General features: G+C 59.1%; 9 protein-coding genes. 3 read left to right on the forward strand and 6 right to left on the reverse strand.

The features are described 5' to 3' along the window. Positions 1 to 23: 23 nt before the first annotated feature. Positions 24 to 449 carry a DUF2721 domain-containing protein gene (locus llg_RS05450; RefSeq protein WP_338288585.1) on the reverse strand — a complete coding sequence of 142 codons (426 nt, stop codon included), beginning with the start codon at positions 447 to 449 and terminating at the stop codon, positions 24 to 26. A 103-nt stretch (positions 450 to 552) separates the two neighbouring features. Between llg_RS05450 and llg_RS05455 the strand changes: the two genes are divergently transcribed. Further along, entirely contained in the window at positions 553 to 1,326 is a 774-nt protein-coding gene (locus llg_RS05455) for a TIGR00730 family Rossman fold protein (RefSeq protein WP_338288587.1), read from the forward strand. Here llg_RS05455 and llg_RS05460 read toward each other — a convergent pair. The 5 genes from llg_RS05460 to llg_RS05480 form a co-directional block, all read right to left on the reverse strand. Further along, a protein-coding gene (locus tag llg_RS05460; RefSeq protein WP_338288589.1) for an IS5 family transposase occupies positions 1,323 to 2,131 on the reverse strand; the annotation gives its coding sequence in 2 pieces (ribosomal slippage) (positions 1,323 to 1,828 and positions 1,828 to 2,131; 810 coding nt in all). The genes llg_RS05455 and llg_RS05460 overlap by 4 nt on opposite strands. Before the next feature lie 112 nt (positions 2,132 to 2,243). Next, entirely contained in the window at positions 2,244 to 3,911 is a 1,668-nt protein-coding gene (locus llg_RS05465; protein WP_338288590.1) for an alpha-L-fucosidase, read from the reverse strand. Between the two features lie 424 nt (positions 3,912 to 4,335). Continuing rightward, the gene (locus llg_RS05470; protein ID WP_338288591.1) at positions 4,336 to 6,936 is read right to left on the reverse strand and encodes an alpha-N-acetylglucosaminidase; all 2,601 of its coding nucleotides are present in this window, start codon (positions 6,934 to 6,936) and stop codon (positions 4,336 to 4,338) included. Between the two features lie 171 nt (positions 6,937 to 7,107). Further along, positions 7,108 to 8,484 carry a DUF642 domain-containing protein gene (locus llg_RS05475; protein ID WP_338288593.1) on the reverse strand — a complete coding sequence of 459 codons (1,377 nt, stop codon included), beginning with the start codon at positions 8,482 to 8,484 and terminating at the stop codon, positions 7,108 to 7,110. Next, positions 8,481 to 9,026, reverse strand: coding sequence for a sigma-70 family RNA polymerase sigma factor (locus llg_RS05480; RefSeq protein ID WP_338288594.1), 546 nt, complete (start codon positions 9,024 to 9,026; stop codon positions 8,481 to 8,483). The genes llg_RS05475 and llg_RS05480 overlap by 4 nt, the downstream gene beginning before the upstream one ends. 248 nt (positions 9,027 to 9,274) lie before the next feature. Here llg_RS05480 and llg_RS05485 point away from each other — a divergent pair, with 248 nt between their 5' ends. Both llg_RS05485 and llg_RS05490 read left to right on the forward strand, forming a co-directional pair. Further along, the gene (locus tag llg_RS05485; RefSeq protein ID WP_338288595.1) at positions 9,275 to 11,443 is read left to right on the forward strand and encodes a hypothetical protein; all 2,169 of its coding nucleotides are present in this window, start codon (positions 9,275 to 9,277) and stop codon (positions 11,441 to 11,443) included. A 5-nt stretch (positions 11,444 to 11,448) separates the two neighbouring features. Next, positions 11,449 to 12,627, forward strand: a complete 1,179-nt coding sequence (locus llg_RS05490) for a hypothetical protein (RefSeq protein WP_338288597.1) — start codon at positions 11,449 to 11,451, stop codon at positions 12,625 to 12,627. Positions 12,628 to 12,700 lie beyond the last annotated feature (73 nt).

Raw genomic sequence — 12,700 nt, forward strand, 5'->3', positions numbered from 1 at the left:
TTTGCCAGACAAAGCCGTTGGATTCAAGTCTCATCGTCCTTGCCCCGCGTCCGCACCGCCTCCTCGCCCATGTCCCGCAGGAAGATCGCCAGCGCCCCGCCGGAGAGCAGCACCTCCGCCAGGGACAGTACCAGCGAGCCGCCCATCAGCGCCACCGCGATCCCGAACAAGGTCTTCGCCTGATCCACGCCCTCGAAGAAGAACGCGCCCATCGAAGCCAGGCAGAACAACAGGCTCAGCACCCCGATCGCCTGCATCCAGCGGATCAACCACAGCCGGATCTTCAGGTTCCGGATCTGCGCCTGCACCGCCGGGTGATGCCCCTGCAGGAAGTCCACGTGCAGTTTCCGGATCAGGGCGGAAAGATGCAGGAAACGGTTGGTATACGCCAGGAACAACAACGAGCTGGCGGGAAACAGCAGCGTGGGCGTGGCGAGCGTCAGGTCCATGCGCGGACTCTAACGGGCCCACCCCGCGGCCGCCGTAAAAATCCCCTCCCCGGCCATGCCGCATCTTCTGGAATCCGGCGCGAACCTGTGTTAGTGAATTGGGGTGACTGCTCCCGATTGTCCAGACAGCCCGCAGCCGACCGAAGCCCACGGCATCAGCGAAAAAGACATCATCGAGCAGGAGATCTTCGAGCTGGTCTCGCCGGACCATTCGTTCCTCTCCGGTCCCCGCTCGCGCATGCACGACTTCGGGACCCTGTTCCGGGTGGGTCTGGATTTCCTGCGCGCCTTCCGGATCCTGCATTTCGTGGGGCCCTGCGTGACCATCTTCGGCTCCGCCCGCACCAAGGCCGGCACCACCTACTACGAGCTGGCCCGCCGCATGGGCGAGGAGTGTGCCAAGCTCGGCTTCACCGTCATGACCGGCGGCGGCCCCGGCATCATGGAAGCCGGCAACCGCGGCGCTTTCGAGGCCGGCGGACGCTCGATCGGCGTGAACATCGAGCTGCCCTTCGAGCAGCACCTCAATCCTTACGTCCAGAAGGCTTTCACCATGCGCTATTTCTTCACCCGCAAGACCGTGCTGGTGAAGTACTCCTACGCCTTCATCGTGCTGCCCGGCGGCGCGGGCACACTCGACGAGATGTTCGAGACCATGACCCTGATCCAAACCGGCAAGCTCCGGAACTTCCCCATCATCCTCATGGGGACGGGTTCAGCTTTGGGAGATTCCAAGCATGACATCGTCAGGGTTTCGTCGCGACTTCCAGGAATTGGTACAGCGACAAGGCGACCCGGAGCAGACGATAGATCTAGACCAGTAGGCAGACGGCGGTTTGCAGGAATCAGGTGTAAGAGGGTGTACGAAAACTCCTAATTCCGAGCCAATCGGGTGATGAGTATCCTTGAGGCGGCGATCAGGATGAAGGCTTCGCTGGAGTCGGTTCGATATTCGTAGTCCTTGCTCAAGCGACGGAATTGGTGGAGCCAACCGAAAGTCCGCTCCACCACCCAGCGGCGCGGCAACACGGCAAAGCCCTGCTGCGCTTCCGACGGTTTGACGATGTCGAGTTGAAGAGGGCGGCTGCCGAACCTCTCCTGCATCCAACCTTGGAGCTTGGGGCCGGCATAGCCACCATCGGCCCAAATGAGCCGCAGATCATCCAGGGATTCGTCGATTTGATCGAGCACCAGCCGCGCTCCATCGCGATCTTGAAGATCAGCACCGTGGACCCTCACCTTGAGGATCAATCCGTCTGTATCCACCAGAAGGTGGCGTTTCCGACCCAGCACCTTCTTTCCAGCATCATAGCCGCGCACTCCTCCCCGGCGAGTTGTGCGCACACTTTGGGAATCCAATATCGCGGCGGTCGGGCGTTTTTTTTGGCGCGGGCTTCCCTTGCAGCGTCCCGCAATCCGTCATGGAGCTTCTGCCAGAGCCCTTCGTTGCGCCACCGGGAGTAGTAATAGTAAACGATCCGCCACGGCGGCAGATCGTGGGGGAGGAACCGCCAGGAGCCACCAGTGCGGACCATGTAGAAGATGGCATTGATGACTGCACGACGCTCAAAACGGGGTGGGCGGCCGACTTTGGATGAATCGCCGACGATGGCTTCAACCACCTTCCACTCGGTGTCGGTCAAATCGGAAGGGTAGCTTTGCGAGGGCTCCGGAGTGGCCATCCCGATGTTCCATCACGCCTTCGGCACCCAGTACAGCCGAAATTCCCCGCGCTGATGAATTTCGGTACACCCTCTAAGTCAGGCAGGCTTACCGGCCTCTCTCCGCGCGGACTCACTTCCGTTCCGACGCCCTAAACAACTGAAACTCGCTGATCGACGGCTCATTGTCTGATTCCAGGATGTTGAGGCGCACGTAACGGGCTGTGATCGGGGCAAACTGGACACTGAATCCGGGGTCGATCGAATTTCCTTCGTGGAAGGTCTGCCACGCATCGCCCTTCTTGTATTCGAGAGTGAAGCGTTTGCCGGTTCGCGTGGATACGACGATGGCAGCCTTCTCGAAGGCTTGCTCACTTCCCAGATCGACTTCGATCCATCCCGTGTTGACTCCCTCCTCGGGCCTCCAGCGGGTGGTCTCCCTGCCATCCAGCACGGCGGCCGCCGAGTAGCGCGTCACATTGCCCAATACGTTGCGAACGCTTGAGGCCTTCCCGGTTTTACCCTCCGTGATCGGCACGTTGAAGCTCTTGACCGGAATTGCCGCCATTTCCATGGCTGGCTTGTCGATCTCCACGGCGATGATCGTATCGATCTCCTTGCGGTCTCCCTTGTCGATCCGGATTTTCAATCCCTCCGCCGTTTGATCGAGGGAGACATGGCCTCCGGTGAGCACTCGACTCGAAAGCACCTTGGCCGGGAGAGCTGGCAGAATCAGCGTGTCCTCCGGCCAATCCAGCACGTGGAGGTAGATCGTATTCGCCTTGCGCGTGGAGACGATGTGCCTTGCCGCCATGTAGGGACCACCGCGTGTGCCGTAGATGCTTTCGCCATTCGCCTGCATCCACGCGCCCATCTGTTTGAGCCTCTCCACTTGCTCCGATTCGAGAGCGCCGTCTGGTCTCGGGCTTACATTAAAAAGGAAATTGCCGTTTCCTCCTGCTGCCTGGATGAGCGAACGGAGACACAATTTCAGCGGCTTCGTCTCGTCCCTGGAGCGCCACGACCATCCTCTCGAAACCGTCATGCAGGTTTCCCACGGGTTTTCCATGTCGAATCCTCCGACCTTCTGCTCCGGGGTGTTGAAGTCGCCCGCTCCACCTCCTGCCCGGTTGTTGACGAGGATATTGGGTTGTAGCTCGCGGACGAGTTTCACGTTTTCCCAGCCCATCTGCTGGTTGAATTCCTGTGGCACGTCGAACCAGATCGTCTGTAGCGGACCGTAGTTCTTGATTAGTTCGGTCAGCTGCGCCCCCATGTAACGGCGGTAGGCTGGCAGGTCGGACTTCTCGCGCTTCACCGTGCCGGCGGGGCTTGTACGCGGGAAGTCGGGTTGGTGCCAGTCGCAGACCGAATAGTAGATTCCCAGCGGCATGCCTTCGCGGCGGCAGGCCTCGGAGAGTTCCTTCACCACGTCGCGCGCCAGTGGCGAATGCATCACGTTGTAGTCACTCTGCTTGGTATCCCACATCGAGAAGCCATCGTGATGTTTGGCCGTGAAGACGATGTATTTCATCCCTGCCGCCTTCGCAGTGGCCACCCAGGCGTTGGGGTCGAACTTCGGCGCTTCCAGTTTTTTGTAGAGGTTGTCGTACTGTTCAATCGGCATCGCCTCGCCGCGCGACCAACTGATTCGGGTGTCTCCGACCACGCAGGGCCCCCAATGGATGAACATGCCAAACCGGCTGTCCTGCCACGCTTTCAAGCTGGAGGGGTAGGGCTTGGCCCACGGTTCGCTGGGCTTCGGGGCGAGACCCTCTCCGGCACGACTGATGCCCACCATGAACAAGGCCAACCCACATGCTACAAGGGCGGAACGAACCCCTCCGGCTTGTACGGTGGATCGGCGAGGGGCAGCGGCAGGCAGGCGGACGGGGGAAATCATAGCGTGAATGCTTCAGTATTCGACTGACAATAGCCGAACGTCATACGATCTTAACCTGGGACCGCGAATTTCCCTCAAGCGTGGAATGAACCCCATGCCGGATGCACCGTCACGCCGCTCGCTCACTTGTGCGTCCGTCTATGGCAAGCCTTGCTTCTTCGTATTTTTATTGGCCGGGATCGATCTCTCAAACGAGGGAAGGCTGGGCGAAGAGAAAGCGTTTCATCAAGACACAATCAATTCCAATACGCGTCTCTCAACGCCCCCTTCCTGAAGGATTCATCCGGAGACCTGCTGCCACAGCACTCCAGCAAAGTGAAGCTCACAGCTTCTTGGTTATAGAAATATCGCCGCTGGATTCGATTTCGCCATCTGACATCGCAGTAACCCTCAGCACGTACTTGGTGCCGAAGGCGTGGTTCTCCAACTTGATCGTGTATTTGTTATTCTGATTGGATCCGCCCGAATAGCCCTGGTGGGCGTCGGTGGAAATCGTCTTTCCGTTTTCGAGCAGCTCTACCTTGGTGATGTTCAGGCGGGATTTATCCTGCTTGCCGCGGAAGGTGACGACGTAGATCCCCTCGCCATCAATGGATTCGGCGATGTTGAAGTCGACGGCTTTGGGGACTGTAGAGCCGAATCTGCCAGCTTTCCAACGGGCAGCCGATTTACCGACCTTGGGAGCCTTCTCCATCGGGGCGGAGGCGGCGACCTTGATCGAATCGGCGTATTTCGCGTGAAACTGGCGAGCAAGAGCGGCTTCGTCACCGCTTACGACCGGAGAACCGACACTGCCGGGAGTTCTGACCCAATTGAGCTCCCAGGCCCCCAGCTCCTTGAAGAAAGCGTTCGCTCCGAAAGCCTCACGGCCGTGCGTTTGCCGGATCCCATCCTCCGTGTAAGCAGTACCGTCGACGAGGTGCTTGCGCAGCATGGCGTGGTGCATCTGCCAACGTTTCAAGTAAAAGTCCTTAATGAGGCCGGACCATTCGCGCCAGCCGTAGTCCACGATGATCGGGTCTGCTCCCTCGATCGGCCCCCAGACCGTAATGAGACCGCGAGCGTTCTTCTCGTAAAGGTCCTTTTCGGCCGGGCTGGTGCCGTGAGAGCGGGCGTCGGTGATCCATTTGGCGAGCGAGTATTCCGGGCGCGGTTGGATGAGCGTATCCACATCGAGCAGGAGTTGGTCAAACTCGGCACAGGCCTTATCAAAGGCAACAAGGTCCTTCTTGTCCCATGCCGCGGCGATTCGTGGTTGGAGGAGTTGAGAATAGTTGCTGAGGACCTGACGCCCGATGTCGGCGATATCGAAGCGATACGCGTCGGAGCCTTGGAGCTTATCTGCATCGGCAAGGAGGAGAGTCCAGGCTTCGAGCAGATCGGCCTGCGGGTAAGGGATGAGAAAGCCGGCATTGGGACCGGATTTTTTCGGACGGATCGCGGGGCGGGCGGCGATCATCGATGAGTTCTCTTTGCCGTCGGTTCCTGGCTTGTAGACGGTCTCAAGCAGGAGGTCCCATGCCTTGTTCGCATTCTCGGATTCGGCTCCGTAACGGCGACGCGCATAGTCGTGGAGCCATTGGTTGGGATCAACCGGATCAGCCTTCCAGAGAGTGTCGAAGGCGAGCTCGTAGAAGGCAGGATTCTGGATGATGCCTTCCATGAAGAGTCCGCCACCGATGCAGTTGGGAATGGATTTCGACATGCTGGCAAAGGGGTTGGTGGCGAGAAGGCGCATGTCGCCATGCAGGTTGATGCGACCACCAAAATTGTGAAGACGACCGGTGACGAACTTGAAGCCCCAGAAATTATCGTTAGCCGTGTTCTTAACTCCGCCGAGGTCGACGACGAGGAGGCGATCCTTTGGAATTGCGACGGCGAGAGGTTTGCGGATCGACCATGACTGCATGACGATCGTCCCTTTTGGGTCGATGCTATTGATCAATTGACCGATTTTGCCGCCCACCTTCGCGAGGTAATCATCGCCAGCGACAGGCGGAGCGCCTTCGTGGAAGGGATCACACCCGTAGAGGTGGGAGGTTCCGAATAGCTTGGCTTGCTCTTCGAGAAACGAGCGCCCGAGAGTATCGAAAAGAGGATCGAGCGGATCAAGCTGGGCAGCTCCTTGGAAACCGCACCATTCTTTCTTGAAGGAGATATTGGCCTTCGGGAATTTTTCTTTGGCAAGGCGCGGAACATGGCCGGTGAAGCCCTGTTGAATAGGGGTCATCCCCAGTGCGCGCTGGCGTTCGATGATCTGTTTCCCAAGTAGGGCGCTCTGGTCGATCCACGACTTCGGTAGCGGACCGCCATGGCTTTCGATGTTGGTCATCCACTGCCATGCGAAGTAGGCGGGACCGCAGAGAAAGGTTCGGGCTTCGAGATCGGTGAAGCCGTTCTTGAGAAGAGTGTTGTACCAGACGGCTTCGAGGCCGACCATGGAGAGCGGGGTATTGATCCCCTGCATGGCCATGAGGTCGATCTCACGCTGCCAGCGCTTCCAATCCCACCAAGCAGCGGAATAACCCAGCGTGCAATAGTTGAAATAGACGCGGCGCTCGAGCGGGCAGGTGACGGTGACGGGCTCGCCGACCTTCGGCAGCGGATGGGGAAGAGCGAGCTGGTCGCCACACCATGAAAGGTGGCAGTTGGCGCGGTTCTTGAGATACCAGTTGAAACCGGAAGCTACAGAAACACCGTTGTTACCCTTGATCAGGATCTTGCCGTCATCGGTATCGGAAATCGAAAAGGTGTCCTTGCCATCGTGCATTGGGAGCGAAGTGTCCACCTGAAAGCTTTCGGCCACCTGGGGAGTGATGCGTTCGATCAGGCCATGAGCTTCCAAGTCCGCTGGGGTGGAATCCTTCGCTGTAGAGGGAAGAGTCAGACAGATCGATGCGATGATGGATAAGCGGAGATTCATGGCGCTGCCTGAGAGTAAGAGTGGAGGGGTGGATGCAAGGTGGCTGGTGGGAAGAGGTCGCGGAACTCGGATGCGGATAGTCACCGGCAGTGGCGGGGCCATTAACTCGACGACCTCTTCCTTATCGTACTCGACCAGCCTGCCGTGCCAGAGGATGTCCGAGGTCCGGATTTAGCGGACGGCTTTGACGCTGACGTTGTCGATCACGGGGTCGGCCCGGAAAGACGAGGCGCTGGTTTCGGTGAAGACGAGGGTGGTGTTGGCGGAAGCTGCCTTGAAGCGGAAGGCGGCGGGAGCGTTGTAGCCATTGCCTTCGCTTGGTTGGCGCTGCTCCGTATGCTCGGAAATGACAGCGCCGCCAGGACCCGTTCCATTGTGGACGGAAGCAGTGATCGCGACCGGATTTTCACTGAAGAAAATGCCGCCCATCTCGAAGCCTACTTCGTATTCGAGGCCGGGCTGGGTGGTGAAAGTTTGGTAAATGCGGACCAGATTCGGGTTCGGGGTACCATGGCCGCCCACATTGAAGGCCACCTGCTTGTCCGCGGTGGACGAGAGGATGGTGATGCGTTTCGTTCCATATCCCGGCTCTCCTTCCGAGTTGGCGCGGACCACCGCGATCCTGCGACCGAAGCGCCAGCCCGGCAGATTGGATGGGGTGGCTTCGACTCCGAAGCTCGAGTCAGGAGGGGTTTCCCCGGACTCAAAACCGCCATTGACGATGAGCCCATCGGAGGCTGACTCAGGCAGACGGACAAGGAAATCCCACGGACGGCTCCGGGTCGACACGAGCTTGCCTGCCGGATCTGAAACGCGGGCATCTCCAGCGACGAGATCCTCCTCGTGATCGTTTGCCTTCAGGTTTTTCGCGCGGACCCGTCCTTTGAAGACATGGACCTGGTCAGGGATGTCTGGTTCGGAAACGACCCCGAATTCGGTCCCGAAGTCGGTCACCTCGAGCCCCGGAGTCACCACCTTGAAGCCTTGGGTGGTTTCGTCGATCCGGAACCATCCCGTACCACGTTGGAGCTGCAGGATGTCGCGGGACGGAACATGGAAGCTGGCGGGAGCAAGGATGAGCGCGTGCGATCCGTGGCCGAAAGTCAGCTCAATCGATCCCTGGTCGAGCTGGACGGTGGAGCCCACGGTGAGCTCGTTCGATTTTGCATGTGGGCGGGAGCCCGTGATCGACACCAGGCTTCCAGCCGCAGTCTCGAAGGAATACAACCGTTCAGGGGCTTTCGTCAGGATGAGCCGGAGAACGACCGCAGACAGCATGAGGACTGCCGCGGCGGAGAGAATGGCCACGATGCCGCGGCGGCGGTTCTGCAGACGGAGTCTGGAGTTGGTGAGCACGGTGGCGGTTTCAGCCGCCGTGCCTTGCGAAAAGCGGGTGGTAAGCGCCTGTTGCAGCTCCGCGTGCTGGTAGTAGAGTTCGCGTGCTGCGGGATCGGATTTCAACATTCCGGCCAAGGCGTGTCCTGTCTCTTCGCCTGCCGTGCCATCGAAGACCTCCTGGATCGCGCGTTCGAGTTCTGCCGGGTTCATGAGGTCGGGCACTCGGGTTCGAGGTGGCTCTGGATGCACTTCCGGAGTTGGGTTCGCAGGCGGTGAAGGCTCACGGAAAGGGCGGACACGCTGCGGCCAACTTTCCTGGCGAATTCTTCCAGTCCGCCCTCGCTGCCGTAGCGGAATTCAACCAGCTCCCGTTCTTGCGGACGGAGTTTTTGAAGACACCCTTCCAGAGCTTCGAGGCGAACGTCGGCATTCCCCGGACGATGGCTCGCTTCGTTGGCCATGGTTTCGAGCAGGGAATCGTCGAAATAGCGCATCTTGTCGGACTTCATGCGCTTGAGGTGATCCATCACGGTGAAGCGCGCGCACGTCAGTGCCCAGGATTTGAAATTGGTGCCCATGGTGAAGTCGTCACGCTTTTGCCAAAGGACGACGTTGGTTTTCTGCAGAACGTCTTTTGCATCCGCGTGACCGGGCATGAGGGTGAGAATGAAAGCCCATACGTCTCCCTGATGCCTTGTGATCAGGCTCACGAAGCTCGTTGAGGGATCGGCGAGGGGATCGAAGGGTTCCATGGTCGTGATACAATAGCCGGAGCGGGCGGAATCTTACGCGAAAATAATCAGGTCGGGATTCATGACGCGGGAGGCGGTGCCGACCGGTATTTCTCATGCAGGACCATCTGGGAGCTTTTTCTCCTATTTTTATCATCCGGAGGTTAAGATCGGACTGTCGGTTTCTATCGGTTGGTGTGAGATTTCCGTTTCCCTTGCCCTCTGATCTAGCCGCGTCCAATCGCCTGTCTGTATTCCTGGGAGCCTATATGAACACCCTCTGCGCGCTATTCGTCCTCATGCCAGGCCTGATGCTGGCTGCACCCCAAGCCCTCATCGAGGGCGACACGATCACGATCGGGAACGGAAAACTCAAGCGCACGATCTCCACGAAAAGTGCGATCTCCACGACCGAGATTCTCAACAAGTTGGATGGCAAAACCCTCGTTCCCGGCAATGCCAGGGAGTTCGTCCTCCACTTGAAGACCGGCGCTACTCTTTCACCCTCGGACTTCTCCATCGTATCGAAGAAAGCCGGTCAACCGGTCATTGATGGCAAGGAAGTGGCTTGCCTGGAGATCGGGATGAAGGCGGCTCGTCCTGCCATGGAGGCGAAGTTGACCTATGTATTGGGCGCGGATGACAGCTTCATTCGGAAGTCGCTTGAAATTACACCCGCTCAGGATCTTGAGATCGCCGGGATCGACCTGGAGTCCCTCACTCTGGCACAAGCCTACCAGCCTTATACCATTTCCCAGATCACCGCCCGGGGAGCGGGCCAATGGCGGCCGGGACTCGGTCAACCTCTCTACACCCGGGAATCGGGAACTTTCTGGGGCATCGAGCACCCCGCCTCTGTCAACACGGTCAAGGACGGGACTCTCGTCTGCTCCTACCTCGTTGGAAGAACCCTCAAGGCAGGCCAGCGTTACACCACCCATTCCTCCGTCCTCGGAGTCGCCGATTCCCCGGACTTCACCAAGGAGGCCTTCTTCGACTACATCGACCAAACCCGCCTCCGCCCGCTCCGCCTCCAGGTCCAGTACAACTGTTGGTTCGACCAGGGAAAGAATGTCGAGGCTGGCAAGTTCATTGCCTCGGTCGAAAAGATCAGCCAGGAGCTCAATCGCACCCGCGGTGTCCCTCCGCTTGCGGCCTACGTCATCGACGATGGCTGGCAGGATCCATCCGATTGGTCCGACTCGGTCTGGAAGGTGAACAAAAAGTTCGACCCGGAGTTCAAGGACGTGAGGGCCGCGACCAAGACCGCTGGTTCGAGCCTCGGTCTGTGGATGTCTCCCGGCTGCGTGTTCGGAGGCCAACCGGCCATTCCCGCCATGCGCAAGGCGGGCTTTCGTGCCCTCGATCCCTGGATGAGCCTCTCGGACCCGCTTTACATGGAAAAGCTCACCGACCGGCTCGGCCAGCTTACCCGGATGGGCGTGACCTATTTCAAACTCGATGGAGTATTCGGACACCTCAATACGCGCAACTTTGACATCGAGGGCTTCAAGGGTTCGGAACAGGAACTCAACGATCCCCAATACGACCCGCAGAAGATCCAGTACCTCACCGATGGATCGGACCGTTTGATCGACGCGTTCCAAAAGATGCACGCCATCAACCCCAACGTCTACATCGTCATCTCCAACGGCGCGTGGCTTTCTCCCTGGTGGCTCCAACACATCGACTCGGTGTGGATGATCAATGCGGGAGACGCGGCAAGTGGAGCTACTCGTACCGGCGAACTCGTCTACCGCGACCGCGTCTACCACGATCTCGCCGTTTCCGAGAACACCCAGTTCCCGCTTTGCTCCATTTTCAATCACGAACCGAAGAAGACCAGCAGCGACGAGTCCAAGGACACCTTCCGCAAGTATCTCTACATGGATTTGTCCCGGGGAACCGGATTCGTCGAGCTATACCTCAAGCCGGATATTCTCAAGCCGTATGACTGGGACGTTCTGGCCGAAGGTCTCCTGTGGGCCCGCCAGGTTTTCCCCACCTTCAAACAGTCCAGGATGCATGGCGGCGATCCACGCAAGAAGGAGGTCTATGGCTACACCGCCTGGCTGGATGACCAAGGGTATGTCTCGCTGCATAATCCCTCGGATAAACCCCAATCCTATACCTTCACCCTCGATCGGAAATCGGGTCTTACCAAAAGCTCCACCGGGAAGATCTACCAACTGAGTTCCCCGCTCGCCGAGTCACTGGCAGGCCTGAAGGACACCTGGCGCTATGGTGAGACCCTCACCGTCATGCTTCAGCCAGCGGAGGTCCGTGTCCTCAATTTCGACACCCGCCGCGCCGACTGGTCGACGCTCACGGCCCTGCAAACCCGAACGAAGGAAGACTTCGTCAAAGATACCTCGCCCGATGCCTCCAAGGATCCGGTTCCTGCTCCTCCTAACGGTCCTTCCAAGAAACACCGCTGACTCCCATGTCTCCCTTCATCATTTCCCGACTCCCACGCATCGCCGCCATCGCCGTGCTGGCCGGCATCCCATCGCTGAACGCTGGCGCGGAGACGCTCCGCTGGAACGTTCAAAAGCAATACGGCATCAATGCGGACGGCATCCGCAAGGCGGTCCAGGAGGCAAAGGGGCATTTCGGCAAGGAGCCCAATGACACCATTATCCTGGAGTTCGATGCCGGCACCTACAACGTCGAAGGCAAGGAGTCGGACGACGGCTCGATCGACCTCAGCGGGGTGAATCCAGGGCCCGAGGGGCGGCTGATCCTCCAAGGCGCGGGAATGGACAAAACCGTATTGGTTTTCAGCAACGACATTCATGCGGTTTTCGGTCGCAATGTCTTCCGCGTGACCATGTCCGACATGCACATGACCCGCGCGAAATATACGGTGAGCCAGGGGCTGGTGGTGGAAGCCGCTCCGGGCAAAGTGGTGCTCGACATCCAGCAAGGATTCCCCACTCCCGCCGATATCTTCAACCCCACCAGCGATCAGGGGCGCTTCCTCCGCCGCTACACCAATAGCAAGGAAGATCCCCAGCTGGTGGTGAACGATAACATGCAGATCGCGTGGCGCGAGGCCAAGCCTCTCGGCGGCCGGCTTTGGCAGCTTGATCTCGTGAAGAAGAACCTGGTGCCGGGCTATCAGAAGGGAGAGCTGATCGGCATCAAGTCGAAGCACGGCGGCAAGGGCCACGGCGGCCAAGCGTACTGGTTCATGGGAGGCTCCGACTTCATTTTCCAGTCCGTGAAATGGACCCAGAAAACCCGCGGCGTCTTCCGCGGCGGGTTCGACAAGATCCAGATTCTGGATTGCGTTACCGACCGGGCAGCGCCCATCGCAGGCCAAACGCCCTGCTTAGCCTCGCCCGATGGAGGGCCACAGATCGGCCAGCCATGGGATCCACCCACCACGGGAAATATCGTGAAGAACTGTCGTTTCATTGCCTCCGGCGATGATGCCGTCGCCTTTTTCCACGGTACGGGCGAAGTGTCCGGTTGCCAGATTCGCGATGCCTTCGCCCGCGGCATTCTGTTGTCCGACAGCGCTGCCGTGGTCACAAAGGACAACGCCCTCTTGCGTTGCGGGATCCAGAATACGAAGGATTACAGGCTGCCCGGTGACCCGGCCGAGCTGATGAAGTAAGTTGACGGATTTGCCGCCATCCCGAAAGCGGGGACTGGAACTTCATCCGGAAAGCCACTTGGCTTGATTCCTC

It is taken from the genome of Luteolibacter sp. LG18, assembly GCF_036322585.1.
Lineage (GTDB): Bacteria > Verrucomicrobiota > Verrucomicrobiia > Verrucomicrobiales > Akkermansiaceae > Luteolibacter.

Bases quoted from the DNA above. Each gene is read 5' to 3' on its own strand.
- llg_RS05450 (WP_338288585.1), bottom strand. From the start codon at position 449: ATGGACCTGACGCTCGCCACGCCCACGCTGCTGTTTCCCGCCAGCTCG.
- llg_RS05465 (WP_338288590.1), bottom strand. From the start codon at position 3,911: ATGGTGGGCATCAGTCGTGCCGGAGAGGGTCTCGCCCCGAAGCCCAGC.
- llg_RS05470 (WP_338288591.1), bottom strand. From the start codon at position 6,936: ATGAATCTCCGCTTATCCATCATCGCATCGATCTGTCTGACTCTTCCC.
- llg_RS05475 (WP_338288593.1), bottom strand. From the start codon at position 8,484: ATGAACCCGGCAGAACTCGAACGCGCGATCCAGGAGGTCTTCGATGGC.
- llg_RS05480 (WP_338288594.1), bottom strand. From the start codon at position 9,026: ATGGAACCCTTCGATCCCCTCGCCGATCCCTCAACGAGCTTCGTGAGC.
- llg_RS05485 (WP_338288595.1), top strand. From the start codon at position 9,275: ATGAACACCCTCTGCGCGCTATTCGTCCTCATGCCAGGCCTGATGCTG.
- llg_RS05490 (WP_338288597.1), top strand. From the start codon at position 11,449: ATGTCTCCCTTCATCATTTCCCGACTCCCACGCATCGCCGCCATCGCC.